This window comes from Paenibacillus ferrarius, assembly GCF_002027705.1.
GTDB classification, from domain to species: Bacteria; Bacillota; Bacilli; order Paenibacillales; family NBRC-103111; genus Paenibacillus_E; species Paenibacillus_E ferrarius.
The window spans coordinates 1-25,089 of the sequence record NZ_MBTG01000053.1 but is presented as its reverse complement, the minus strand read 5'-3'; the positions used below and the strand labels follow the sequence as shown (position 1 = coordinate 25,089).

Below are 25,089 nucleotides of genomic sequence, written 5' to 3'. Positions count from 1 at the left end.
TGGCCGCCGTCTAGTGACCTGAAGCGTGAACCTAAGAATCACCGGAAGTCCGGCGGAAAAAAGGGAGGACCTGTCGGCCATAAAGGGCATACCCTTTCTTGCATAGACGATCCCACTACAACCATTATTCATCCGGTTTTAGTCTGTGAGAACTGTGCGGTCTCACTTGAGGACGTCGCATGTCTAGGGTATGAGCGTCGACAGGTTTTTGACATCCCTGTTCCTGTCATGGAGGTGACGGAGCACCGAGCCGAGAAGAAAAAGTGCCCATGTTGCCACACCTTGCAGAAAGGCATCTTCCCTAAAGGCGTCCATGCACGTGCCCAATACGGTGAGCGGTTCACTGCTGTAGCCGCTTATTTGCATACGCACCAAATGCTCCCGCTTGCTCGCACAACCGATCTTCTTCATGTGTTGACGGGGTGTCGGCCAAGTCAGGCAACACTTCTTTCAAGTATCCGTAAAATGGCTGAAAGCTTACTTCCCTACGAAGAGGTCATTCGTCATAATCTCCTTGCCAGTCCCGTAATCCATGCCGATGAAACGGGCGTGCATGTAGACAAAGAGGGACACTGGGTTCATGTGAACAGTACGAAGAACTGGACCTTGCTTGGTGTCCATTCTAGCCGCGGAACCGCGGGGATGAAGTCGCTAAACGTACTGCCTTCCTATACGGGTACAGTGATCCACGACTTTTATGGGCCGTATTTTAAACAGGATAAAGACTTTACCTTCAAACATGCCTTATGCAATGCCCATTTATCTCGGGAGTGCAAAGGGATTGAGGAATATGACGGGCATCGATGGGCCAGCGCTATGCTCACACTGCTGCATACAAGCTGGTCCATCACCCGCAAGACCAGAAAATTAGGTAGGCCACTTACCGAAACAGCCATCGGCAACTACGAACGACGGTATGAGATGATTCTAGAGATGGGAAAGGTCGAGCTCGAAAAGGAGCCCCTGCTCCAATCAGGGCGCAGGGGAAAACCGCGTAAGAGTAAGGCCGCAAATCTTTGGGCACGATTCCGTGACCACAAGGAAAGTATCTTGGGGTATCTTCGAGATGCCAATATTCCCTTTGATAATAACCAAGCCGAACGTGATCTTCGCATGATTGCCGTTAAGCGGAAAATATCCGGCTGTTTTCGTTCGGAAACGACCCCGGGCTTCTTTGCGACCATCCGAAGCTTTATCTCCACGTTGATTAAACAAAATCATCCTATTCTTACATCACTGAAATTGGCTTACGCTGGTGATTTCAGCTTTTTTACTCGGAGTCCTGAGTAGTAACAAAAAAGACAGAATATATTTATTTTATTTAATTAAAAGAAGCGCAGCAAAAAACGGCAGTCTAGGACTTTGATAAAGTCCCAGGCTGCTGTTGCGTTTATTTATGAGTTCCGATTGCGATACAGCAAATAAATGAAGAAAGCTCAATAGCGAATGGAGATCGTCTTTTTTTGCAATACTGTATATTAAGCAGTTTCCAATACTGATTTTTTAACTGCTCTGCGTGCTGGGAGAAACCAGATAAGCACCACTACAAGAGAAGCTGCAATAAATACGGCTGATCCCATTATGGAGACTGAAATAGCATGTGCAAAGTGCTGGCCTGAAGTCGAGTCTGCAGATCCGTTTGCTGCCTCAAACACTGTAACAAGAACAGCTATACCCATCGAGCATCCAGTTTGATGAGCGACATTGATAAGGCCTGAAGCGGCACCGGAATCACGTGAATCTACACCTGATAGACCAAACGACGTAAATGGCAAGATGACCATTCCAGATCCGATACCTATGACAATCAACGGGAAGAATATTTGTGGAAAGAAATGAGAGTCTGCCGAGATTTGGCTTATCCAGCTCGTACCTATAATTGCGATTATCAAACCAGTGGTCAAGACCTTCAAATTGCCAAACTGGGCTATCAACCAAGGCATTAGATACATCATCCCGAAGTTTACAATTGTTAAAGGTAAAAATGCCAGCCCAGATTCAAAAGAACTGAAACCAAGTACTTTTTGCAAAAATTGCGGGATAAAGAAATACAATGAAAAAATGGCACCGAGAAATAGGAATCTTCCCAGATAAGCGCCCGAGCGCTGACGGCTCGAAAACAGGCGGAGCGGTGTAATCGGTTGTTTTGCACGAGCCTCGATAAATACAAACGCCACTAGCAAGACAAGACCAATAGTTAGGGAAAGCAAGGTTTCCAAATTACTCCATCCTTTAGCAGCGGCCTGAACAAAACCGTATACCAGTCCAGTTATTCCAATCACGGATGTCAATGCACCCATTAAATCAAAATGCCCCGTATTTTTCTCTGTTTCCTTCAAATATCTCGGTATCATAATGAGCAATGCAATGCCAATGGGTACATTGAGGAACATCCCTACCCGCCAAGAAATTGTATCCGTTAGGATTCCGCCAAGAATAAGACCAATACTTGCGCCTGCTCCTGCTACAGCACTGTATAAAGCGATCGCTTTTGTACGTTCCTTTGCTTCTATAAAAGTCACAGACAATAACGCGAGTGCAGATGGTGTTGCTATGGCTGCAGCAAGGCCCTGCAAGGCACGAGTAATGAGCAGAAATTCAGCGGATTGGGCTAAACCCACCAATATAGAGGCAAGTGTAAATAGTGCAATACCGACACTGAACATTTTCCTTCTCCCCAAAATATCTCCAGCACGCGCACCAAGCAGCAACAGTCCGCCAAAAGCTAAAATATAGGCATTTTGCACCCAGGTTAAATTAGCAGTTGTTAAATGAAGGGTACGGCCTATCTCAGGCAATGCCGTTACCATAATGGATGCATCGAGTATAACCATAAGCTGGCAGGTTATGATAATGGTTAAAATAATTTGCTTAGACCTGTTAATAATAATCATCCTTTCATGTGTGTATCAGCTGATGAGTAGAATCATAGCACATCATTTTTATGAAGTAAACAATAAACGTTCTTTTTGTCTATTATATTTTTATTGTATTTTTTGAAGTTGCAAAAAAAACCTCGTGAATTTAACCAGAATGGCAAAACCGAGGGTTTTTATAAGCAAATAAATGAGAAGTTCATTGCTTTATTAATTCCTCTGTCATTTAAAGCGGAATCTAATTTTATTGAGTTAAAGCAAGTTCCTTCTATTGATAAAACGACCTTTTCGATTTATGAAAATGAATATCAAGAGATGCTGAAAATTAATGACATTATACAAAGATTAATAGTTATTGATAGAAAAACGTTCAGGAATAATCGTGTTCATGATGGATGGGGTATACTATTTGATTATTTACATCCAAGATGGGAAAGTAAGAAATTACCTTTTATTGGGGTAGTACCTGCGTAGCTGTCATTAACTTAACTATATAAATTGTGAAATCTTATGGTGGAGATGAGAATTTTAACGCGGGACCCCAATAAGAAAAATTGAGCTTAAAAATTTAGAACATCAACGGTTTTTTGCATTTTGTGTCGTAAGTCATTATAAGTCCTCTTTTAATTTACAATTTTACCCATGCAATTGCCCCTGGTGACAGCAACGCTGGTATTACCCCTCTTTACAAAGGCTTTGACCTCTCCACATACTCAAATCCCACGTGTAATCACCTTGGATAAAAATCCAGCATATCCACCAGCCATACAAGAATTAATAACTGAGAAATCCTTACCAAAAGAAACCTTGATTAGACAGAAAAAGTATCTAAACAACATTGTGGAGCAAGATCACCGGTTCATAAAAAAAATCACAAAACCAATGCTTGGGTTCAAATCGTTTCTTACAGCGGATCAGACGTTAAAGGGAATTGAGGCTTTACATATGATAAGGAAAGGGCAGGCCGATGATAATTCGACTGTCCTCACTGCTGTTGAATGGCTAAATAAGATATTTGATTTAGTGGCATAGACAAACTATACTTTGTCGGGTAACTGCGAACTTTTTTAAATCCTTGCACCAGAACTAAGACTCTTCCGCCATTTGAACGGAAAGCACTGTTGTAAATAATACCTTCCTTATAATACGTTCCGCCAATAGTTGAGAGGCTTTCCGGTGCGTTACTATAGAACATCCGTTGTAATGAAGAATCGCAGTTCGAGTTGCTTAAACATCGGACCAACTTGTGCCTGAAATAGGGTTTGAATCGCTTTGATCGACTATGGCCTAGTAAAGTCGCCGTTTTAATATCAGTTAAATAAGCAGCAGTCGCAGAACTTATGAAAAAAAATGCAACAATCAGGGGGCTATTTGACGCTCACAACTAAAGAAACATAATCAGTATAAAGAAAAAGGAACTGTAATCACAGTTCCTTAACATACTAAAGCTACATTTCATTTATATAAAAAATCTAATATATCCAGTGAAGGGATTCGCTAACAATTATTTGTTACAATATCTGACGACTATCTTTAAGAAGAACATCGTGTGCACTACCCTCAACAATACTTGTAGAAGATACTAAGGTTATCTTAGCATTTTTTTGTAGTTCAGGAATTGTTAGGTAACCACAATTACACATTGTTGACCGTACTTTGCTTAAAGAAAGTCCAACATTATCTTCTAAACTTCCTGCATATGGTACAAACGAATCAACTCCTTCTTCAAAAGAAAGTTTTTCGTCACCGCCTAAGTCATATCTCTGCCAATTTTTTGCCCTTGTACTTCCTTCTCCCCAATACTCCTTCATATAATTACCGTTTATATTCACTTTTTTAGTCGGGCTTTCATCAAATCGGGCAAAATATCTTCCTAACATTAGAAAATCTGCTCCCATAGCTAGTGCCAATGTAATGTGATAATCGTGTACAATACCTCCATCAGAACAAATTGGTACATAGATTCCTGTCTCATTAAAATATTCATCACGAGCCTCCGCTACCTCAATTAATGCGGTAGCTTGACCTCTCCCTATGCCTTTTTGTTCTCGTGTAATACAAATTGCACCGCCGCCAATTCCTACTTTTACAAAATCTGCACCAGCTTCGGCAAGGAAACGGAAACCTTCTTTATCAACTATATTTCCTGCCCCAATTTTTACGGTATCACCATAATTCTTCCGGATGTATTCAAGAACAATCTTTTGCCATTCTGTAAATCCTTCGGAACTGTCAATACAAAGAACATCTACTCCAGCTTGAAGTAATGCTGGAATTCGTTCAGCATAATCTCTAGTATTAATACCTGCACCAACCATATATCTTTTTGATTCATCAATCAACTCATTCTCATTTTTCTTATTAGTATTGTAATCTTTTCGAAATACCATAGAAATCAATCTTTGTTCACCATCAATGATTGGAAGGCAATTTAATTTGTGCTCCCATATAATATTATTCGCTTCTTTTAATGTGGTATCTTTATTACCACAGATTAATTCTTCGAATGGTGTCATAAAATCTTTAACTTTAGTGTCTAAAGTCATCCGACTAACTCGATAATCTCTGCTAGTTACAATGCCTACTAATTTACCTCTAGAACTTCCATCAATTGTTACCGCTACAGTCGAATGATTTGTCTTCGTCTTTAAGATTAACAGTTCGTCTAAAGTACCTTCAGGAGATATATTAGAATCACTAACAACAAAACCAGCTCTATAACTTTTAACACGAGCAACCATTTGTGCCTGACTTTCAATAGATTGTGATCCGTAAATAAAAGAAAGTCCACCTTCTTTTGCTAAAGATATTGCCATTGTATCATCAGAAACAGACTGCATAATTGCTGATGTCATAGGAATATTCAAAGACATAGGAGGTTTATTTCCTTTTTTAAATTTAACTAAGGGTGTTTGTAAACTAACATTTGCCGGTATACACTTTACAGATGAGTAACCTGGTATTAGTAAATACTCACCAAAGGTGCGCGATACTTCATTCATATAAACTGCCATATTATTTTCCCCCTTGTTCTTGAGCTGTTTTTTCTATAAGTTTATATAGACCTTGATACAATCCCATAAGCATTTCATCATCAAAGTCAGCAAATAACTCCTCCAAATACTGTTCTTCCTTCTTACCTCTTTCCAAGTAATACTCTTTACCCTTAGCTGTTAAAGCAACACGCAAACTCCTTCTGTCAGTTTCATCTTTTCCTACTTTTACAAAACCTTTTTTCTCAAGAATATTTATGATTTTTTTCACATTCTGACTCGAAGTACCGACAAATTGAGCAATATCTTTTAGGTTAAGAAAGTAATCATCAAAAAGAGAAATATTCCACAATACAAAAGCTTGTTTTAATGAAAGCTCCTTATATCTTCTATCGCCTAAAAGTTGCAAACGGTTAGACAATGAGAAAATTGATCCATAAACATATGCTTTAGGTGTGATTTTTTTTTCGATTGGAAATTTCATTTTTCCACCCCCCCCCCCACAAAAGATAACTGGTTATGTATTAAAATATCTAACTAGTTACCTTTTGTCAAGTAATTAAGAGGAAACAAACGTATGTACTACGAACTCATGAATCTTAAACAAATGATAAGTAGGATAGGCATTAAACACTAATAAACTTTTTATTTATTTAATACTTTTTAAAAGTTAACATGGAATCAAGTATTTATTTTAGGAGGTCTACATGAAAGCGATCATTGTTAAACAACCAGGTGGCGCAGATTAATTACAGATTACAGAACAAGCTAAACCGATCCCAAAGGATGGGGAATTATTAATCAAAGTAAAAGCAGCAGCCGTTAACCGGATAGATATCGTTCATCGAGAGAAAAATTTAGGATATATGGACAATCCAATCTTAGGCGTAGAAGTTGCTGGCACTGTTGAAGAAGTAGGCACAGGTGCAGGCTTCAAAGTTGGCACGCGAGTTATGGGGCTTGTGAACGGCAGCGGCTATGCCGAATACGTCGTAATGCCGGCTGACAGAGCGATGGTGATTCCGGAACATCTTTCATTTGAAGAAGCCGCAGCTATTCCTGAAGTGTTTTTAACCGCCTATCAAACATTGTTTTGGATAGGGAAATTACGTGCAGACGAAAACGTCCTGATTCATGCTGGTGGAAGTGGGGTCGGAACTGCGGCGATTCAACTTGCGAAACAAATTGGTCAGGCGAATGTCGTAACGACAGCCAGTTCGCAAGAGAAGTTTGATTTTTGCCGATCATTAGGGGCGGATGTTTGTAAAAATTATAAAGAACAGAACTTTGATAAAGAAGTGTTGATGCCACCAAAAATCAAGGGGTTGATTTGATTCTTGATTTCATTGGTGCATCTTATTGGAGTAAAAATCTTGCGAGCATCAAAGTAGATGGATGTTGGGTGTTGATAGGGTTTTTAGGCGGTGTAAATGTAGAAAATGTTGATTTAATGGATTTAATGTCAAAACGTATTCAGTTGACCGGAACATTGCTCACACCAAGAAACGATGAATACAAGGCAGCTCTCACAACTGAATTTTCCGCCAAGGCCCTAGAGCTTTTTAACAACAACAAGATTCGTCCAGTTGTTAATCAAGTTTTTCCTTTAGATCAAATCCAACAAGTACATGAGCATATGGAAAACAACAAAAACATCGGAAAAATTATTTTAAAGGTAGATTAATACGGTTGAAAAACATTGATACTATTTCGGTGTTTTTTATTCTCTTCTAGGGGGAAAACCCAAAAGAACGTATGGGTGACACTCGTTTTGATATTTTGGTAAACAATGCGGGATTATCCCTAGCAACATCCATTGAGGGGACAACGGAACAAGCTTTTGATGAGATTATGGCCATTAATGTGGAAGCGCCGTTTTTCGTGACTCAACAAGCTCTGTCGCGTATTCGAAAAGAAGGTCGTATTATCAATATTTCGTCTGCTACAACGAGAATATCTCTTCCGGTCATTCCCGCATATAACATGACCAAGGGAGCAATCAATTCGCTTACGCTTTCCCTTTCTAATCAACTCCGGCCACGTGGGATTACGATCAATGCAATCTTACCTGGATTCGTTGCAACGGACATGAATACTGTAATGCTGCAAAATCCTGACGGTCGGGAGTTCAGTGCTGGCTTTTCTATTTTTGGAAGATGGGGAGAGCCGGGGGGATGTGGCAGATATAGCTGCTTTCCTCGCCTCACCTGACAGCCGCTGGATCACAGATCAGTTAATCGATGCAAGCGGAGGATCACATTTGTAAAGCTTATGGGAGATACAAGCGATAATAATCGGAGATCGAATCACTGACAGCGATGAGGTTAGGGGTTCAATCCCGCAAGCCTCTGTCAGTTCAAATCGAATTAGCTCTACACAATATTAGACACTCCACACATGTTGAAGTGGTTACATGGTTGGAGAGAGTGTAGTAACAAACAAATAAACCTGTGATACTCCTAATAGACTCGTGATAAAAATTGAATAAACCCGTGATAAACATGGGGAAAGGCATGAGGAAAAAAGGGGAAACCCTTATCCTATATGTCTTTCCTTTATTTTATTATATCTAGCGCAGAAGACCTCTCTCCTCTATAGGTGGCGGAATGAATGCGCCTCGGGTGAGACGCAGATTTTTCTGCGCTAGTCCGCCAAACCTTAGCCACCGTGAATAGCGCATATTTTACGAGTCAGGAACCTTGCGTAGTTTATTTTTTTCGAGGAAAACCGTGTTTCTTCGCACTCCACGCTATAATCAATGCAATAAGAAGCAGAATCACCAGCACGCCTGGGAATGACTGGACTCCAACAAACTCCAGTAAGGTACCACCCACAATACCTCCACCGGCAATAGCCAGGTTCCAAACCGTGGTATTAATCGGCATCACGATATCCACACCTTCTTCACCGCTTGCTTCGGCAAGCGCGGTTTGCAACAGTGTGGCAGCACCACCGAAGGTAAGTCCCCAAAATGCTACAGCCACATAAACGAAGGGTGCAGATGTGGCGCCAATCCACAGTGCAGTGGACACCAGTAGGAAACCGAGAAGACTAATCAATACGAGCAGGCGTAGGTGACGGTCTATCAGCAGACCAACTATCCAGATGGAGAGAAGAGCCACTATACCAAAGACCAGCAAGACAAGGTCAACACGTCCTGTGAGTCCTAAGGGTTCAAGAAACGGTGCAATATACGTATATAAAATATTGTGTGCCAGCATCCACGTCAGCACCACCATGAGAATCGGACGGATCCCGGGTAAAACAAACACCTGGCCGACGGTCATACTTTGACCGGCAGGTTGCCCTGGATAATCCGGCACCTTCCACACTACCCAAGCAATTAAACCAAGAGTCAGAAGAGACATAAGTCCGAAAACGAGGCGCCAACCGATCAAGTCACCGAGCAGGGTGCCGACCGGCACACCGAATGTAAGAGCGACCGGCGTTCCAACCATTGCGACAGCCAAGGCTCGCCCTCTTAGGGTATCGGGTACCATACGCCGCGCGTAACCGGCGATCATCCCCCATGCAGCACCGGCGGATACACCGGCGAAAAACCGGGCGATCAGTGTTAAGGCATAGCTGCTTGACAATGCGGTTACCGAGTTGAAAATGAGAAAACCAACTATGATGGCGAGAAGAAGCGGACGACGCCTGAACCTGCCAGTAAACATGGCAAACGGAATTGCCGCTACGATGGAACCAACAGCATAAGAAGTTACTAACTGACCAGCCATCCCTTTACTAATGTTTAACCCTTCGGCAAGATGCGGTAGTAAACCAGCCGGTATAGTTTCTGTAAAGATACAAATAAATCCTGTCATCGCAAGCGCGAGCAGTGCAAGCCAGGGAAGTCTGGCAGGGATGTTGTCCGATTGCTCCAGACTTGTTGATGATGAAAATTGAGACAAAATAATTCCCTCCTTAGAATGAATCGAATTTATGGATCGATCATTCTATATATATTAAATTCATTGATAACCCCTTGTCAAGGACTTTTGGATCGATTAGTATAAAAATAATAAAGGGGGTCATTTTATGCCACGAACTGGACGCCCTCGCGCTTTTAATCGTGACGAGGCGGTTGTTGCCGCGATGCTTCTGTTTTGGGAACACGGTTTTGAGTCCACTTCACTTGCTCAGTTGCGCGCTGCGATGGGAAATATATCAGCAGCGAGTTTTTACGCGGCGTTCGAATCCAAGGAAGCGCTATTCCGTGAAGCAGTGGATTTGTATATCTCAACTTACGGACAGGTATCGGAAAGTTTCAGGGATAGAAGCGTGACACCGAGAGCAGCCATGGAGCAGGGATTACGGCGATCAGCACGGATGCAGACAGAGAGGTCCCACCCTCTAGGCTGCCTGGTGGTTTTGTCCGCTGTAACCTGTTCTCCAGAGCTAAAACATATCCGAGAGTTGCTCTCCAAGGAACGAGGAAAGGTCCGCAGCTGGCAGAAGGATTGTATAGAACAGGCAATAGCAGATGGTGAGTTGCCCGATTCTACGGATATTACTATGCTGGTTACCCTATTTGACACCTTTCTTCGAGGGATTTCTTCACAAGCTAGGGATGGTGTTTCGCTTGAGGCAATTGATGCTGCTATAACGCAGCTAATGAGCTTATGGGATGCGCAATCTGTAGGACAGGAGATCGAAGCAAAGTTTGAGGGTGAAAGCCCCTAACAGGGGCTAAGCGAACAATTACCATAAGCCAAGAGAAATGGTTCTCTAGGCAGTTCCAAGAAGAGGTCAAGCGTTTCGCAGGGTTGGAGATCATTGATGAGGAAATGCTTTGCTTACTTCTTCAGTGATGATTGAGAGGACCGATGTTTCGGTAACGGAATATTACTATCCATTATAATTTTAACAATCCAATCTTTCTGGAGCTTAATTGCCCCCAATGAATTTTCTCAATAATAGGCACTCCACACACGTTGAGTGCTGTGTGTCGGTAGTGATTAAGTATTGATTTAACGCCACATTTACCTATTGTCTAACTTGTCGGAGCTCAAGTGGAAACAACGCTTGGGCTTTTTATTTGGTTGAAATACTTGCGAACCTTCCCCTCTCCAAGTTAACATCTACAAAACTTGTTGACTGGGAGGTATTCACTTATGATCGCAAGCTTGCTCTCGAACATGGCAAAACAGTTACGACCGCAGAGCGGCGGCAGCAAATTATCGAAGAAATACAGAGCTTACGGTCGGCAAGGCATGTTATTATCGAGCAATTGAGAGCATCGCAAAATATTAAATTTATTGCATGAGCATGTGGCTGAACCGAAATTGGCTATTGAAAACAATTCCCTTCTACGGTAAGATCAACAAACTTTTACCTTAGAAGGGGTGTTGGCGGGAATGACGGTGGAGTGGATCTAGTTATCGTGGGACAAGCGTGGAGAAAAGACGGCGGTCCAGGCGAACTACTATGCTGAACACAAGACGACATCGGATTTGACTGGACATGCAAAGAAGGAAGCTGAGCAATTTTGGTTGGAGTATTGGCATGGCGGAGTTGCTGAAGAAAAGCTGAGCGAATGGGTGAAGTGGCAAGCGCCGTGAAAAGGTAGTAAAAGTAAAAGGGCGTAGAGCAAAGGTGACAAATCAAATTACTGTCAATTATGTCTTGATGGACGCTATTGATAGTGCTTTCGTTTTAGTGATTAACCAGACATTTTCACCAAAAGGAGTTATTGAACGGGTAGGATAATGTAATAAACTGTATGAATATGCTACAGGTTTTTTTACTGTAATGCTTGACATGCAATCAAATGGTTGCATATAATAAGGGAATGGACAAAGTATTTAAAGCACTTGCCGATGGAACTCGCAGAGAATTACTCGACTTCTTGTTCGCTAATAACGGACAGTCCTTAGGAGAACTTTGTAAACAAATGACTATGACTCGTCAAGCTGTTACGAAGCACCTTCAGCTGCTGGAAGAGGCAAACCTTGTTACTGTCGTTTGGCAAGGTCGTGAAAAGCTGCATTATCTTAATCCGATACCTATTGGGGAAATTTATCAACGCTGGATCGGTAAGTTTGAGAGTCACCGGATTGAGGCATTAAACACACTAAAGCAAGCCTTAGAGGAGGATTCTAACCATGAATAAAACTTCATTCGTTTATACGACTTACATCGCAACTACGCCCGAGAAGCTTTGGCAAGCCCTAACTAACAGTGAATTCACCAAGCAGTATTTTTTCGGTCGTGAAATCTTTTCAGATTGGCAAGTTGGCTCCAGCTTTAAATTGATGGATAAAGATAAGGTTGATCATCATGGTGAAGTTCTTGTATGTGAGCCGTATCGTCTACTCACAGTTACCTGGAGCATCAGTGACGTTGAAGGAGAGCGATTCTCTAAGGTTAGTTATGAATTATCACCCTTGAACTCTACTGTGAAACTGACGCTACGACACGAGGATTTATTAGAGAAGGATATTCGCAAAGATGAAGGCAAGATGGAAGGGTTTAATAATGGATGGCCTGTCATTCTCAGCAATTTAAAGAGCTTGCTCGAAACAGGCAACATCCTGCCAGCCTTTTAGTTTATCATTCTGTTACTGAAACAATTAGATCTAAAGTGAGGTGAGCAAATTGGAGCCGAATCAAGCGAATTACTCGGTTAACCATGCAGGTACATTTTTGAATTTTGGAAACGTCACGGAAGGAATACTAAAAGGAAAAGTCTTTCTAAAAGAATCCTTACAACTTACGAGCATGGAAGTTTCACTCAATAATCTGCCCCCAAAGGCGGAAGTCCCCTTCTATCACAAACACAAAGAAAATGAGGAACTCTACATCTTTCTTAAAGGACAAGGTCAATTTCAAGTGGACGGAAACGAATTTAATGTGTTCGAAGGAACCTCCGTTCGAATTGCTCCTGACGGAGTGAGGGCGTTGCAGAACACGTCCGCTTCGGAAGATCTGTATTTTATCGTTATTCAAGCCAAAGAGAATAGCCTTACCCAATGGGTGGAGACAGACGGGGTAATCCTGGAACAACCTGTCGAATGGATCATGCAATCTCTCAAAACAACCTAAGCATTACACTCCAGCGAATTGTGGATTTGCACAGCCACGGTTCGCCGCTTCGAACCCCTGTCCCAAACAATGAAGGGCACCCAAAAGGGTGCCTTTAAATTTCGCTCTATAGATGATACGGTGATGCGTATCGCGCACACTGGTACAGCAAAGAGTTGAGTTAAAAGTAGAAGCAGCAATGCTGAAAATGACAGTAAGTATGTAGGTCACTGGACTCCACAAAACAAGAGTTGCGAACTCCCTGCTCTCCAAGCTAAACTCAACAAAACTTGTTGACTGGTAGGAATTTACTGATGATTGCAATAACAGAAAGAGCTGCATCCCCAAATCGTTATTCACTGATCGGAGTGAACGTTGACGATGTGACCTCGGTACAATTGTTAGAAATCACAAGACATCACTGCAAGCTTGCCCTCGAGCATGGCAAAGCAACAACGACTCAAGAGCGGCGTAAGCAAGTCATCGAAGAAATTCAGAGTTTACGACTGGCAAGGCATATTCTTATCGAGCAATTGAAACAATCACAAAATTTTGGTCATATTTGATGAGACTTTAACTGCACTGAAAATAGCTATTGAATAAGCTTTCCTTCTACGGTAAGATCAACTAACTTTTACCTTGGGAGGGGATTATATTGGAACAACTGCAACTGTCTGTATGGGCTAAGCCATCGTTTGATGAACGCTTTAATGAGTTAGCTAAAATGGCTGGTAGATTGCCAGCAGTCAAACCATTGAGACAGAAGCAGGTTGAACTAGAGGAACAGTTAAAGCAGGAATTGGCTCCACGACTTTACCAGATACTTCTTAACTGGGAGGAAACGTTGAATTATCGTAATGCCCTTGAAAAAGAATGGATGTATCTAGCAGGAATAAAAGATGGAATGAAATGTCTTAAGGGGATTCAGGATTTTACATCAGATTGAAAATAAAGAGCGATCGAAGTTTTGGAAAGTTTGAAATGTGTTATAATTGTGTTAACCTTTCACCAGACGAAACCATAAGAAAGGAGCGAAACTTTTATGACTGAATTATCAGATCATCAGTTGACTAAATTATCGGATCATCAGTTTACGTTAATTTCCCGAGCTCTGGCCGAGCCGAGACGATACCAGATGCTTAAAGAAATAGGCGTTTCCAAGACCCCCCTTGCCTGCAGCACACTTCAAAATAACCATAATGTAAGCGCACCGACCATGTCTCATCATATTAAAGAGTTGGAGACGGCAGGATTAATCTATGTTATACGCGAAGGCAAGTTTAAAAATCTTGTTCTGCAGTCCGATACTCTTCGTGCCTATCTGGATAAACTCTCGGAAATCGATGCGAATTGAATGAAGCTCGCCGATTGAATTAGATTTGAATATTTATCTGACCCCCTCATGTTCCATGAGGGTTTTTTCGCGTTTGTTTGTGGATGTCTGCAACGTTAGAGTGAACGATTATGCATTGTTAATCAAATTAATTCTAATCTCTGCGGAGAAGTTTATTTTAATAGTAACTTGACAAAAATAAATCTCAATGAGATACTTTCACAAGTATCTAACTGTTATAGGGAGTGAAATTTGATTTGCACTGGTAGGATGTTAAGCGAAAAGGTCTGGTCGCAGGAAATCACTTGAACAAATATACCTATTTCTGAGGGAGGAATTGAAATGTTTGAGCAACAAATTACGGCAGCAGCTTCTGGGAAATTGAAAATGGATAAGGATCTTCAGGTCAATCGGTTAGGCTACGGGACCATGCAATTGACAGGTCCTGGAGTATGGGGAGATCCCGTTGATCCGGAGGGAGCCCTACGCGTTCTGCGGCGAGCGGTAGAGCTTGGTGTCACATTCATCGATACCGCCGATTCCTATGGCCCCTTCGTAGCCGAACGATTGATCAAACAGGCTCTTCATCCATACAAGGAAGATCTCGTGATTGCCACAAAGACGGGTCTTACGCGTCCCGGCCCGGACGACTGGCGCCCAGTTGGGCGTCCCGAATACTTACGTCAACAGGTCGAACTAAGCCTGCGTCATCTTGGTCTCGAGCGTATCGACCTCATGCAGCTGCATCGAATTGATCCCAAAGTACCGCTCGAAGAACAGCTTGGCGAGCTTGCACTTCTGAAGGAGGAAGGAAAAATACAGCATGTCGGTCTCAGCGAAGTCACGGTGGATCAATTGAAAGCAGCGGAGAAAATCACACCGATCGCTTCCGTGCAAAACTTGTATAACCTGGTGAAACGTGATTCGGAGCCAGTGCTCGAATACGCAGAAGAGAACGGCATCGCCTTTATTCCCTGGTTTCCGCTGGCAACGGGCGCTCTTGCACGTGAAGGAAGTCCTCTTGATGAAATGGCCGCAAGACTGAACGCGAAGCCTGCTCAACTAGCGCTTGCCTGGCTGTTAAAACGTTCATCGGTGATGCTTCCAATTCCGGGGACTTCGACCCTATCGCATTTGGAGGAGAATATTGCGGCAGCCAATATTACGCTCAGCGACGAGGATTTCAATACCCTTTCACAATTGAAGTAAAGGAGTGAGTTGTTCAACAAGAGGCATTTGGTGTGAACAACCACATTCAGGATGTTTGCCGTCGTTTTGCCGCACAAGGCTATGTCGTCGTGTCAACCGATTTGTACTTTCGTACAGGAGTGTGGCAAATCTTCTTTGGAGGAATGGATCGAGGAATTCCCAAGGAAATCGTCGAGAAAGTGGATATAGCGTTGGAAGCAGCTGACGTCGAGCATGCCATTTACTATTATCCGGAAGCCGATCACGGTTTCTTCTGTAATGAACGGAAAAGCTATCATCCCTTAGCAGCCCAGGATGCATGGCATCGCACATAAACCTGGCTTGTCGAAAATCTGGATGCATCCGATTCGTTTAGAGAAGCAATAAGGGGTTCAAGCGGACATTCGTTAAAAAAACAGTATTCAGGAGGAAAAAAATGAACACAAATAAAAATGCCGCCAAGCGTCTTCCATTAGCGGGACTGCTAGCTTTGGCGATGACAGGTTTTCTCGCGTTGCTATCGGAGATACTGCCAGCTGGGTTACTGCCTCAACTAAGCCAAGGGCTAGGTGTTTCACAAAGTATGGCTGGTCAATTGACCACGGTCTATGCGATCGGTTCGGTCGTGGGGGCTGTTCCCATCATCACAGCAACTCGAACTTGGGGACGTCGGTCGCTTCTATTACTGACCGTTTGCACGTTCTTGGTTTTTAACACGATTACGGCCATATCATCTGTCTTTATATTAACTCTAGTTGCTCGCTTATTTGCAGGCGTAGCTGCAGGCGTTGTATGGGGGATGCTTACAGGATATGCCAGACGTATGGTATCAGAGGATCTAAGAGGCCGTGCCGTTTCTATCGCTATGATGGGTATCCCCATTGCATTGACCTTTGGTTTGCCTCTCGGAACATTTCTTAGTTCTTTTATTGGTTGGCGCAGTTTATTTGGAGTTGTGTCCTTAGTCGCTGCTGTTCTAATAGGATGGATTTTATGGAAATTGCCTGATTTTCCAGGGCAGTCTGATAAAAGTTCAGTTTCGGTTTGGAGTGTTTTCAGAACACCTGGAGTACGTTCCATATTGTTTGTCGTTTTGGCTTGGATGACGGCTCACAATATACTCTATACCTATATTTCTCCATTGCTAGCTTCCGTTGGCTTCAATCAAATCGAATTCATATTGCTCATATACGGTATTGCTTCGATCGTGAGTACCTTTTTAATAGGTAGGTTAATCGATCGTTACTTGCGTCCCTTAGTCCTTGGGAGTTTAATCGCTTTTATTTTAGTTACCCTTTTATTTGGGTTCAGTAGCAACTTACCGGTAGGAATCTATGTTGCGATCATTCTGTGGGGATTTGTATTCGGTGGTGCAGCATCCCTGTTGCAGACTGCAGTTGCAGAAGCCGTGGATGAACAGGCTGTAGATATCGCATTATCGTTAAGCTCAACAACATGGAATTTTGCTATTGCTTGCGGTGGTGCCGTAGGTGGAATATTGTTGAATAAGGCAGGGGTGTCCTCATTCTCGTGGGTAGGATTTGTTTTGTTAATTTTGGCTATGTTCGTCGCATGGAAAGCGAAAAAATACGGGTTTAAATCTAAACGATGAATAATGTCGACTCCGGATTGGTACGTTTCGCGTTCTCTTCGAGATCAACCACAATGGAAAAGTGATTTACATACGAGCTATTGCTTCTTCCCATGAATTCGAAGGATTTAAGAGGGATGCGGGAACAAAGGTGTCAACACCCAGTTCATTTCATATTGTGCACGTCTCCACGTTATCCTAGCGATACTCAATTCTCTTCAAGGAGAATTTATGATTTACTCCAGAAATTTTACTCCAGAAAGTATAGGAAAGAGGAAGTTTTGATAGTGGGAAATGAGATGTTGAAGATTTCTGATGATGACCGAAATCAAATAGGTGTTTCAACTCGTGATACCGTACAGCTGTTCATATGATCCTGAATATCTCGGGTGCTGATGCCTTCACGAGGAACCTGAATATCAACTTCTCCATACTCACTAATCACGGTCGCCTTAGTCTTGACGTCATGCTTCTTGTAGCAGTCTCGACTGGAAGCTAGTAGTCACTGAAATCGATAAACCCTAGTGATTAATTTAAACTACGAAGGGCACCCACACGGGTGCCCTTAAATTTCGTCGTTAGAGTGATACGGTGATGCGTATCACCCATGCTTGTACAGCAGAAAGTAGAGTTGCGAATAGAAGCAGCAATGCTAAAAGTGAAAGTAGGTACGTAGGTCACATCACTCGACACATGTGGGGTGCTGTGTGTCGCTAGTAAGAGAATAACATTTTAAGAGTCACATTTACCGATAATATTGCATGACATAGCCCAAGCAGAAGATAAAGCTTGGGCTTTTCTTTATGCGTAGAAAGTACTTGAATAATCTTCTCAGTCGAGCTAACATACAACAAACTCAACGACTGGGGGGAATTTACTTATGATCAGTAAAGGCATACCTTCAAACCGATATTCCTTGATTGGGCTAGAAGTAGACGATGCGACATCGGCACAATTATTGGAAATAGCAAGACGCCACTGCAAGCTCGCCCTTGAGCATGGCAGAGCCATGACGACAGTGATTCGGCGGAGAGAAGTCATCGAAGAAATTCAGAGTTTACGGTTGGCAAGACAAAATCTTATCCAGCAGTTGAAGTCAATGTTAACATATTGATTTACCTTGGGAGGGGAATTTATTGAAACAACATCAAGGACTTCCGGATCGATTAGTATAATATTTATAAAGGAGGTCAGCTTATGCCGCGAAGGGGACGTCCACGCTCCTTTAATCGTGACGAGGCGGTGGCTGCCACCATGCTTTTGTTCTGGAAATATGGCTTTGAATCCACTTCACTAGCTCAGCTGCGGGCAGCGATGGGTGATATTTCGGCGGCGAGTTTTTACGCGGCGTTTGAATCCAAGGAAGCGCTGTTCCGCGAAACGGTGGATCAATATATTTCTACTTATGGACATGTTTCGGAATCTTTCAGGGATACAAGATTGACATCGAAAGCAGCAATGGAACTGGGACTGCGGCAATCGGCGCGAATGCAGACGGAGAACTCCCATCCTTTAGGTTGTCTGTTAGTTTTGTCCGCCGTAAACTGTTCGCCCGAGCATCAACATATCCGAGACCTGCTGTCCAAGGAACGAGCGAGGGTCCGGGGTTGGATAAAAGAATGTATAGAACGAGCCGTAGCTAACGGTGAGTTGCCCGAATCCACGGATATCACCACGGTGGTTATGTTATATGAATCATTTCAACGAAGAATTTCCACGCAAGCCCGGGACGGTGTTCCATACGAGCCCATTGATGCTGCCATAACTCAACTGATGAGCGTTTGGGATGCATTATCTGTTGAGCCGGGCATTCGGAGGATCGATTGAGAAAAAAAGTTATACTTAATGGCGCGGTAAAGTGGTCAAGAATTGTCGTTGTTATTCATGATATTGAAGGAACGTCATGAACTTTTTTATCATTGAAGAAAGAGGAACACTATAGGCAGGGGATCTGTACATTTCCTTGTCATGTTGTCATTAATCGGTGCACGATATTGTTATCCAGCAAAAAAGTGAATATTTTATTGCATTAGCTAGAAATTAATTTGTTCGATTCCAATAGCCTGAAGAATGAAGAAGATCTGATTTTATCTTGGTGCAGAATATATGAAGATAATTTCCAGTTGGAAGAACTTTAGGATTTACAAAGCAGGTAACCAAAAAGATAATGAAAGTAGATATCGATGAAGGCTTAGATACCATCGATTACAATGTGGCAAAACGTTATGCAAGTAGACATTCTCAATCTCCTGAACTTCAAAATCAGTCACATAGATGAAAACGAACATGACTTTCAAATCAAGGTGGAGACGAACTCTCCACCTTCTCACTGTCCTCATTGTGGGTGTGTAGCGAGTCTCTACAAGCACGATAAGGTTATAGACTTGCCCATTCACAGAAAGCGTGTAGGGCTTATCGTAAAGCGTCAGAGGTATCGATGCAGAGACTGCAAACATACCTTCTGGGAACGCTGAGACTACACCATAGACGAGAAGCGAAACTGCACCAAACGGTTGCTTAAATAGATTGAAAAGCAAGCCTTAAATGGACATTTGTCAGCATTTTAGAGGACGTTGGGCTTAACGAAAAGAAGATGCGTAATATCTTTCGTGACTACATAAATCGTCTTGAAGAAACGCAACGGTTTAAGACTCCTAATGGGCTTGGTATAGACGAAATCCACATTATCAAGCCAAGATGTGCTTTAACCAACATCGAGGAACGTACTTTGTTGAATGTCCTACCAAATCGCAAAAAGGAAACATTTGTTGGCTACCTCTCTCGCCTTGCTTGTAAGTTAGGGAAATGGTCGATTAGATGGCAAGCGTTAAACATTCCCCGAATCTGAAAATTGAGCCGACACCCGGAATCCATCCAGAAGCTTTGGCTGAAATACTAAAGCAACTGAAGCAATTTGCCAAGGATGGCGCTGGCGTCATGCTGATTACTCACGATTTGATTTCGGCATTAGAAATTGCTGACCGGATTGCTGTGATTGAGGAAGGCAGGACAGTGGAAATCTCTGAGGCTAAGGCATTTGAAGGCAAGGGGGAGTGATTGCATACCGATTATACACAAAGGTTGTGGCGAGCTTTGCCGCAAAACGATTTTGACCTGGAATTCCAGGGAAAGGAGGAGTTTCACGTTGACGCTGAGCGGGGAGAACCTCGGGTATTATTACCAAAAAGAGCGATGGATTTTTAAAGACGTAAATCTTTCTGTAGCCCCTGGAGAGGTGTTGGGTCTATCTGGGTATAGTGGATGTGGTAAAACGACACTGTCCAGAATATTGGCGGGATATATTTTGCCTCGTGCCGGCAGAGTAACGTTGGATCAAGGCGAGTTGAAACAGGATGCATTTCGCCCTGTACAGTTGATTTATCAGCATCTGGAAAAAGCAATAAACCGAAAATGGCATATGGGAGAGGTTTTGACAGAATCATACACACCTTCGCAAGATATTTTGGACGCATTTGAGATACGGGAAGAATGGTTGAAGCGTTGGCCCATAGAACTTTCCGGAGGGCAACTGCAACGTTTCTGCATTGTTCGAGCGCTCAATCCGAATACGAGGTATATCATCGCCGACGAAATGACCACCATGCTGGATGCAATTACACAGGCGAAAATTTGGAATGTGTTTCTTCGGATTTGCAAAAGCAGACGCATTGGCGTCATTGTGGTCAGTCATGAGGCAAGCTTGCTCAATCGGATATACGATACAATCTACAAGGTAGGCGAACAGTAAATAATATGACAGCGCTCTTTACGCAGAACGGTCGGCGTTCTTTTTTTGGTATTAATATATTTATATTTTAAGAAGTGCATTTGCAAATGATGTCTGCCACAGCTCGAAGTCGAATGATGGTCATAACCTGTATTACGCTGTTCATGGCCATGCTGGACAATTTGGTTATCGGAGTGGCGCTGCCGGCCATTCAATCGTCGCTGCAAGCGAGCATGTCCAATCTGCGGAGGTTCCTCAACGCTTACACACTGGCGTTCGAGGTGCTGCTCATCTCGTTCAGAACACTTAGAGAGCGTTTCTGCCGCAAGCGCATGTTATTGACCGGCGTCGTCTTTTTTACGCTGGGCTCGCTCGATTCAGCTGATATTGGCCCCCCCTTGTTCGGATTGTTCTTTGGCATGGTCCGCGGCAATGAGGAAGGGACACCGATGGCAGTCCGCGCGCGTGGGAGCGAACCCGCGTGCAGCCAGTCGTGCAGTTCAAGCTATTTCGGGATAGGGAATCACATGCTGCTCGGCTTGTTCATCCAGGCCATGGCATAAGACCGTGCAAGCTTGCTTTTAATTGACAAAATTAAAAATGCGAGTAATAATACCCTATGATCGAATTTTGAAGAAGGAGGGGTCATAAGCGATAATGTTACAAGCTTTTGCGAAACTTAATGCAGATCGCCAAGCGAAGGTATTGGATGCTGCTGCAAAAATTTTTGCGCTTGACGGATACCATCCAGCAAGCATTACGCAAATTTGTGAAGAGGCTAAAATTTCCAATGGTGCGCTTTATAAGTATTTTAAAAACAAGGAAGACTTATTCTTTGCAGTATTAGATCGATGTGTAAATTTGATGGTTAATGAAATTGTCACTATCTATTCATCGAATCATAATACAGGATTAGCGATAAGAATGCTTCTACAAGCTACTGAGAAATTAGCAGACAATTATAGAGATTACCTGACGATTTATGCAGACTTAGGTTCTAGTTCACACACTGTATTCGCTGCAGAAACTTCAGAGAAGTTTGAGTTGACTGTCAGCAAATATCTTAGGCGCGTTGTAGAAGATGGAAAGAGGAGAAATGAATTTAATACACAATTGGATGATAACCTATTAACCTTTTTCATTGATAATTATGTTATGTTGTTCCTTTATTCATTAGTCTCTGAATATCATCATAACCGATTTGAATCCTTCTTTTGTGAAGGGAAAGGTGTATTAAGTACAAAGGAAAAGATTGATTTGGTAATGCAATCCATTAGTATTATCATCAAATAATTTTATTTTGCAGGAATAGAGAGCGAACGTTCTCTCTCTCTACGCCGGAATTAATATTATTACTATAAAAGAGTGAGTGTCTCTTATAAAAACGAATGGAGGAAAATTGATCATGGATAATTCATTTAAAAACAAGTCAGTTATTGTAACTGGTTCCAGTAAAGGGATCGGTAAAGGGATCGCCAAAGTCTTCGCCAAAAAGGGTGCAAAAGTAGCCATTGTCTCTCGTAATCTAGATGAGGCTGAGATATGTGCTGCCGAAATCAGAGCATCCGGAGGGTATGCACAAGGCTTTAGAGGTGACGTCATGGATTTATCTTCGATGGAAATAATGGCACATTCAGTATCGAAGGCCTTTGACGGCATTGATGTGTTGTGTGCTAATGCAGGTATTGGCCCTATGGCCACAATTGAAAAAATGGTTGCTGAAGAATGGGATCGTATGATGAATACTAATGTGCGTGGAGCTTTATTTTCTCTCCAGGCTTGTCTGCCATTCTTAAGAGAAGCAGAATATGGAAGGGTAGTGCTAACGTCTTCGATTACGGGGCCAGTAACAGGATTTGTAGGATGGTCGCATTACGGCGCTAGTAAGGCTGCCCAGCTTGGTTTTATTCGCAGTGCAGCGCTTGAGTTAGCTCCATTTGGTATTACAATCAATGCAATCATGCCCGGTAATACAATGACTGAACAAATTCAAACATCCCCCGAATACATTGAAACCATGCTTCCAGCAATTCCCTTGAAACGGTTTGGAACTCCTGAGGAAATGGGACATGCTGCTGCATTTCTTGCCTCGAAGGAGGCTGGTTTCATCACGGGACAAGCGATTATTATCGACGGGGGACAGAGTTTGCCTGAATCTTCTCTTGTGTAGTCCTCTCAAAATGTTGGGGTTCATGAGAGACGAAAGTACAAGTGTACTTCCAGATGTGGACCACGATTCTTTTAAAAAAATTGTGTGTAAATTCAAAGATGTGCTTTAGGTTTTATTTTAATTAATAAAGGGAGAGATTACCTTTGTTTAATGCATGGAAGATTTTCTTATTAGCTATCATCAGCTTTCTGGTCGGAACATCTGGCTGGCGAAGTTGGGGATTTCTCTAAAAATGAAAGAGTGGGTTTTGAAGTCACAGCCTACAAATAATCCGACTTGTCATTGAACTAACGGGCAGGTTAATTCTAAAATAAGGAATGGAGTGGTAAGATTGACTGGATTAACATTAAAATAGAGGTGTTAAAAACTATGATTGAATTAGAGAGAATACATCATGTTACAATTGCAACTAAAAGCTTAGAAAAAGCTAAAGAATTTTATTCGGAAATACTTAAATTCAAAGAGATAGAGCGTCCCCCATTTAAATCAAGGGGAGTATGGTATGATTTAGGTCAACAGCAACTTCACGTAGTGGAAAACCCAAAAAGCGAAACGCTACGATTAGGCGGTTTAAATTCTTTAGAGGGGCATCTTTCTATTTGGGTGAAGAGCTACACCAAAACATTGCAATGGCTAGAGGAAATAGGTTTAGAATATGAGATTGAACCAAATAGTGTTGCAGGTTTTTCCCAGATTTATATATTAGACAAAGATAAGAATATTATTGAATTTGCTGCTCCTTATCACTCTTAATAATAGAACTTACTTGGGTAATAATAGCTCAATATTGAAAGGGATGCCGAGTGGCACTAACGCAGAACTTTAGCACAATAACAATTGGCTGCCGACATGCTAGATGGTCTATTGAAGTAACGGGCAGATTAACACAATCATGGGTACTCATGAAATTCAAAAAGTTTCTCAAAAAACTATGCAACAATATCTTCCAGACCCCGTCTAATTTGTATGTTATATATTAACTCTACAGGGGGTCTTTTGGGTGAAAAAAATCATAATAGGTTTTCTTATCGGTGTTGGGGTCATGTTTACAACTACCATCTTTGCGAGTAGCGAAATTGAAGGAGTTTCCGCCTATCTTCGTCAGAAGCTTCCTATTTCGTTGGACGGTAAAGAGTTAAAGTTCGAGCAGCCTCTCTTGATTTACAACGGCAGCACCTACATGCCGCTTCGAGAGCTGATGCAGTATACAGGCAAGCGTGTTGATTGGCTAGGAGATCGAATCGATCTTAAAACCATGAATATTGATATAGCACAAACGCTTGACGGAAAATATGTAATGGAGGGACAACAGGAAGTAACCCATGGGAGGGAACTCGATTTTAGCATTCAGCACCAGCAAGACCCTGCAAATTATGTGAGCACACTTAACCACTCAGAAACTCTAAAAAAAGAGGAAGTATCAATCCCCGCTGGAAAAGCAACCCTGCTAACTATTGCATATGATAACTTCACGGCGGTGACGCAACATATGGAAGACGCAAAGACGGATACAATCTATTGGTTATACGTCACTAAACCCACTTTGAACGACTCGACTCTTGTTGACACATACATTTTATCGGGTGTGGTAACTGGTGATATGACTAGAGCTAAAGCTGAAATATTAGAGGTTGCTAAAACCTGGACTCCACCCGTTAACTAACAGGAACGGTTTATTCATATTCGTTAATCTGTTCAACTACGGGAAACTATAGATCAAAAAACATCAGGAGAAGGCTGCCGACAGTAATGGAACGGCAGCCCTATCAGCTAACGGGCAGATTAACTCAATAAAGCAGGGTATATTGAGAAGATATCGAACTTATTATTATCTAATATAAATGGCTAGGTAGAGGAGGAGTGACTCATGCCAATTATAAAAATATCCCTGTTTATTAAAGCACCTATTCAGGTGTGTTTTGATTTGTCACGCAGCATTGATATTCACATGGAATCGACCTCACATACAAATGAAAGAGCGGTAAAAGGTCGTACTAGCGGGTTGATTGAACTAGGAGAAACCGTGACCTGGGAAGCTACACATTTCGGAATTCGCCAGCAACTAACATCAATCATTACTGAGTTTGATCCACCTAATAAATTCGTGGACGAGATGGTTAGCGGTGCTTTTAAAAGGTTTAGGCATGAACATACATTTGAAATACAAGATGGTGGGACGTTGATG

At 42.3% G+C, this 25,089-nt stretch carries 28 protein-coding genes and 4 pseudogenes; 28 read left to right on the top strand and 4 right to left on the bottom strand.

Annotated features, from left to right (window positions below; translation table 11 throughout):
- A partial coding sequence (tnpC, locus tag BC351_RS35045; RefSeq protein WP_079413542.1) for an IS66 family transposase occupies positions 1-1,290 on the top strand: 1,290 nt, incomplete at its 5' end.
- 188 nt (positions 1,291-1,478) lie between these two features.
- On the opposite strand, the gene BC351_RS35040 is transcribed toward tnpC, so the two are convergent.
- A complete protein-coding gene (locus BC351_RS35040) occupies positions 1,479-2,894 on the bottom strand; it encodes an MFS transporter (RefSeq protein ID WP_279628392.1) in 1,416 nt (471 codons plus the stop codon).
- Positions 2,895-3,002: 108 nt separating this feature from the next.
- On the opposite strand from BC351_RS35040, the gene BC351_RS35035 reads away from it, so the two are divergent.
- Both BC351_RS35035 and BC351_RS41880 read left to right on the top strand, forming a co-directional pair.
- Positions 3,003-3,350, top strand: a complete 348-nt coding sequence (locus tag BC351_RS35035) for a hypothetical protein (RefSeq protein WP_144028623.1) — start codon at positions 3,003-3,005, stop codon at positions 3,348-3,350.
- 210 nt (positions 3,351-3,560) lie between these two features.
- Positions 3,561-3,843 (top strand): annotated as a pseudogene (locus BC351_RS41880) (DDE-type integrase/transposase/recombinase); the annotation flags it as partial.
- A 544-nt stretch (positions 3,844-4,387) separates the two neighbouring features.
- On the opposite strand, the gene BC351_RS35025 reads toward BC351_RS41880, so the two are convergent.
- The gene (locus BC351_RS35025) at positions 4,388-5,890 is read right to left on the bottom strand and encodes an IMP dehydrogenase (protein WP_079419804.1); all 1,503 of its coding nucleotides are present in this window, start codon (positions 5,888-5,890) and stop codon (positions 4,388-4,390) included.
- A 1-nt stretch (position 5,891) separates the two neighbouring features.
- A complete protein-coding gene (locus BC351_RS35020; protein ID WP_079419802.1) occupies positions 5,892-6,353 on the bottom strand; it encodes a MarR family winged helix-turn-helix transcriptional regulator in 462 nt (153 codons plus the stop codon).
- A 271-nt stretch (positions 6,354-6,624) separates the two neighbouring features.
- Here BC351_RS35020 and BC351_RS44190 point away from each other — a divergent pair, with 271 nt between their 5' ends.
- From BC351_RS44190 to BC351_RS35010, 3 genes and pseudogenes are all read left to right on the top strand, one after another.
- Positions 6,625-7,203, top strand: coding sequence for an alcohol dehydrogenase catalytic domain-containing protein (locus BC351_RS44190; protein WP_341866044.1), 579 nt, complete (start codon positions 6,625-6,627; stop codon positions 7,201-7,203).
- A complete protein-coding gene (locus BC351_RS44185) occupies positions 7,200-7,553 on the top strand; it encodes a zinc-binding dehydrogenase (protein ID WP_341866042.1) in 354 nt (117 codons plus the stop codon). The genes BC351_RS44190 and BC351_RS44185 overlap by 4 nt, the downstream gene beginning before the upstream one ends.
- Before the next feature lie 62 nt (positions 7,554-7,615).
- Positions 7,616-8,135 (top strand): annotated as a pseudogene (locus BC351_RS35010) (SDR family oxidoreductase); the annotation flags it as partial.
- A gap of 442 nt (positions 8,136-8,577) precedes the next feature.
- On the opposite strand, the gene BC351_RS35005 reads toward BC351_RS35010, so the two are convergent.
- Entirely contained in the window at positions 8,578-9,783 is a 1,206-nt protein-coding gene (locus BC351_RS35005) for an MFS transporter (protein ID WP_079419800.1), read from the bottom strand.
- 127 nt (positions 9,784-9,910) lie between these two features.
- Here BC351_RS35005 and BC351_RS35000 point away from each other — a divergent pair, with 127 nt between their 5' ends.
- The 22 genes and pseudogenes from BC351_RS35000 to BC351_RS34895 all read left to right on the top strand — a co-directional run.
- Positions 9,911-10,555 carry a TetR/AcrR family transcriptional regulator gene (locus BC351_RS35000; protein ID WP_079419798.1) on the top strand — a complete coding sequence of 215 codons (645 nt, stop codon included), beginning with the start codon at positions 9,911-9,913 and terminating at the stop codon, positions 10,553-10,555.
- Positions 10,556-11,642: 1,087 nt separating this feature from the next.
- Positions 11,643-11,984, top strand: a complete 342-nt coding sequence (locus tag BC351_RS34990) for an ArsR/SmtB family transcription factor (protein WP_208629897.1) — start codon at positions 11,643-11,645, stop codon at positions 11,982-11,984.
- Positions 11,977-12,420 carry an SRPBCC family protein gene (locus tag BC351_RS34985; RefSeq protein ID WP_079419796.1) on the top strand — a complete coding sequence of 148 codons (444 nt, stop codon included), beginning with the start codon at positions 11,977-11,979 and terminating at the stop codon, positions 12,418-12,420. The genes BC351_RS34990 and BC351_RS34985 overlap by 8 nt, the downstream gene beginning before the upstream one ends.
- A 49-nt stretch (positions 12,421-12,469) precedes the next feature.
- Positions 12,470-12,916 carry a cupin domain-containing protein gene (locus BC351_RS34980; RefSeq protein ID WP_244209283.1) on the top strand — a complete coding sequence of 149 codons (447 nt, stop codon included), beginning with the start codon at positions 12,470-12,472 and terminating at the stop codon, positions 12,914-12,916.
- 293 nt (positions 12,917-13,209) lie between these two features.
- The gene (locus BC351_RS34975; protein WP_079419792.1) at positions 13,210-13,461 is read left to right on the top strand and encodes a hypothetical protein; all 252 of its coding nucleotides are present in this window, start codon (positions 13,210-13,212) and stop codon (positions 13,459-13,461) included.
- A gap of 89 nt (positions 13,462-13,550) precedes the next feature.
- The gene (locus BC351_RS34970) at positions 13,551-13,841 is read left to right on the top strand and encodes a hypothetical protein (protein WP_079419790.1); all 291 of its coding nucleotides are present in this window, start codon (positions 13,551-13,553) and stop codon (positions 13,839-13,841) included.
- A 96-nt stretch (positions 13,842-13,937) separates the two neighbouring features.
- Positions 13,938-14,249, top strand: a complete 312-nt coding sequence (locus tag BC351_RS34965; protein ID WP_079419788.1) for an ArsR/SmtB family transcription factor — start codon at positions 13,938-13,940, stop codon at positions 14,247-14,249.
- A gap of 321 nt (positions 14,250-14,570) precedes the next feature.
- Positions 14,571-15,437, top strand: coding sequence for an aldo/keto reductase (locus tag BC351_RS34960; RefSeq protein ID WP_079419786.1), 867 nt, complete (start codon positions 14,571-14,573; stop codon positions 15,435-15,437).
- A 20-nt stretch (positions 15,438-15,457) separates the two neighbouring features.
- A pseudogene (locus BC351_RS44025) lies at positions 15,458-15,544 on the top strand (dienelactone hydrolase family protein); the annotation flags it as partial.
- Positions 15,527-15,751: a dienelactone hydrolase family protein gene (locus tag BC351_RS34955; protein WP_341866043.1), complete on the top strand. Its 225-nt coding sequence runs from the start codon at positions 15,527-15,529 to the stop codon at positions 15,749-15,751. The pseudogene BC351_RS44025 and the gene BC351_RS34955, both read left to right, overlap by 18 nt.
- Before the next feature lie 101 nt (positions 15,752-15,852).
- Positions 15,853-17,028: an MFS transporter gene (locus BC351_RS34950; protein WP_079419782.1), complete on the top strand. Its 1,176-nt coding sequence runs from the start codon at positions 15,853-15,855 to the stop codon at positions 17,026-17,028.
- Between the two features lie 859 nt (positions 17,029-17,887).
- Positions 17,888-18,121, top strand: coding sequence for a hypothetical protein (locus BC351_RS34945; RefSeq protein ID WP_079419780.1), 234 nt, complete (start codon positions 17,888-17,890; stop codon positions 18,119-18,121).
- An 83-nt stretch (positions 18,122-18,204) separates the two neighbouring features.
- Positions 18,205-18,834, top strand: coding sequence for a TetR/AcrR family transcriptional regulator (locus tag BC351_RS34940; RefSeq protein ID WP_079419778.1), 630 nt, complete (start codon positions 18,205-18,207; stop codon positions 18,832-18,834).
- 398 nt (positions 18,835-19,232) lie between these two features.
- A pseudogene (locus BC351_RS44515) lies at positions 19,233-19,795 on the top strand (transposase family protein); the annotation flags it as partial.
- 29 nt (positions 19,796-19,824) lie between these two features.
- Positions 19,825-20,064, top strand: coding sequence for a P-loop NTPase family protein (locus BC351_RS34930; RefSeq protein ID WP_079419776.1), 240 nt, complete (start codon positions 19,825-19,827; stop codon positions 20,062-20,064).
- An 88-nt stretch (positions 20,065-20,152) separates the two neighbouring features.
- Complete coding sequence (locus tag BC351_RS34925) at positions 20,153-20,755, top strand: ATP-binding cassette domain-containing protein (protein WP_079419774.1); 603 nt, start codon at positions 20,153-20,155, stop codon at positions 20,753-20,755.
- Positions 20,756-20,841: 86 nt separating this feature from the next.
- On the top strand, positions 20,842-21,297 hold the full coding sequence (locus BC351_RS34920) for an MFS transporter (RefSeq protein ID WP_079419773.1): 456 nt from the start codon (positions 20,842-20,844) through the stop codon (positions 21,295-21,297).
- A 94-nt stretch (positions 21,298-21,391) separates the two neighbouring features.
- Complete coding sequence (locus tag BC351_RS34915) at positions 21,392-22,027, top strand: TetR/AcrR family transcriptional regulator (protein ID WP_079419771.1); 636 nt, start codon at positions 21,392-21,394, stop codon at positions 22,025-22,027.
- 112 nt (positions 22,028-22,139) lie between these two features.
- Positions 22,140-22,904, top strand: coding sequence for a 3-oxoacyl-ACP reductase FabG (gene fabG, locus BC351_RS34910; RefSeq protein ID WP_079419769.1), 765 nt, complete (start codon positions 22,140-22,142; stop codon positions 22,902-22,904).
- Between the two features lie 369 nt (positions 22,905-23,273).
- Positions 23,274-23,657 (top strand): VOC family protein, encoded by a 384-nt coding sequence (locus BC351_RS34905; protein WP_079419767.1) that lies wholly within the window; start codon positions 23,274-23,276, stop codon positions 23,655-23,657.
- Between the two features lie 247 nt (positions 23,658-23,904).
- Entirely contained in the window at positions 23,905-24,567 is a 663-nt protein-coding gene (locus BC351_RS34900) for a stalk domain-containing protein (RefSeq protein ID WP_079419765.1), read from the top strand.
- A 204-nt stretch (positions 24,568-24,771) separates the two neighbouring features.
- The coding region (locus tag BC351_RS34895; RefSeq protein ID WP_079419763.1) for an SRPBCC family protein at positions 24,772-25,089 on the top strand (318 nt) is incomplete at its 3' end.

Coding starts and splice junctions, on each gene's coding strand:
- BC351_RS34985 (WP_079419796.1), top strand. CDS start 11,977: ATGAATAAAACTTCATTCGTTTATACGACTTACATCGCAACTACGCCC.
- BC351_RS35025 (WP_079419804.1), bottom strand. CDS start 5,890: ATGGCAGTTTATATGAATGAAGTATCGCGCACCTTTGGTGAGTATTTA.
- fabG (WP_079419769.1), top strand. CDS start 22,140: ATGGATAATTCATTTAAAAACAAGTCAGTTATTGTAACTGGTTCCAGT.
- BC351_RS35040 (WP_279628392.1), bottom strand. CDS start 2,894: ATGATTATTATTAACAGGTCTAAGCAAATTATTTTAACCATTATCATA.
- BC351_RS34915 (WP_079419771.1), top strand. CDS start 21,392: ATGTTACAAGCTTTTGCGAAACTTAATGCAGATCGCCAAGCGAAGGTA.
- BC351_RS34930 (WP_079419776.1), top strand. CDS start 19,825: ATGGCAAGCGTTAAACATTCCCCGAATCTGAAAATTGAGCCGACACCC.
- BC351_RS34990 (WP_208629897.1), top strand. CDS start 11,643: ATGGTTGCATATAATAAGGGAATGGACAAAGTATTTAAAGCACTTGCC.
- BC351_RS34950 (WP_079419782.1), top strand. CDS start 15,853: ATGAACACAAATAAAAATGCCGCCAAGCGTCTTCCATTAGCGGGACTG.
- BC351_RS35020 (WP_079419802.1), bottom strand. CDS start 6,353: ATGAAATTTCCAATCGAAAAAAAAATCACACCTAAAGCATATGTTTAT.
- BC351_RS35000 (WP_079419798.1), top strand. CDS start 9,911: ATGCCACGAACTGGACGCCCTCGCGCTTTTAATCGTGACGAGGCGGTT.
- BC351_RS34940 (WP_079419778.1), top strand. CDS start 18,205: ATGCCGCGAAGGGGACGTCCACGCTCCTTTAATCGTGACGAGGCGGTG.
- BC351_RS34920 (WP_079419773.1), top strand. CDS start 20,842: ATGATGTCTGCCACAGCTCGAAGTCGAATGATGGTCATAACCTGTATT.
- BC351_RS34905 (WP_079419767.1), top strand. CDS start 23,274: ATGATTGAATTAGAGAGAATACATCATGTTACAATTGCAACTAAAAGC.
- BC351_RS34965 (WP_079419788.1), top strand. CDS start 13,938: ATGACTGAATTATCAGATCATCAGTTGACTAAATTATCGGATCATCAG.
- BC351_RS34975 (WP_079419792.1), top strand. CDS start 13,210: ATGATTGCAATAACAGAAAGAGCTGCATCCCCAAATCGTTATTCACTG.
- BC351_RS34945 (WP_079419780.1), top strand. CDS start 17,888: ATGATCAGTAAAGGCATACCTTCAAACCGATATTCCTTGATTGGGCTA.
- BC351_RS34960 (WP_079419786.1), top strand. CDS start 14,571: ATGTTTGAGCAACAAATTACGGCAGCAGCTTCTGGGAAATTGAAAATG.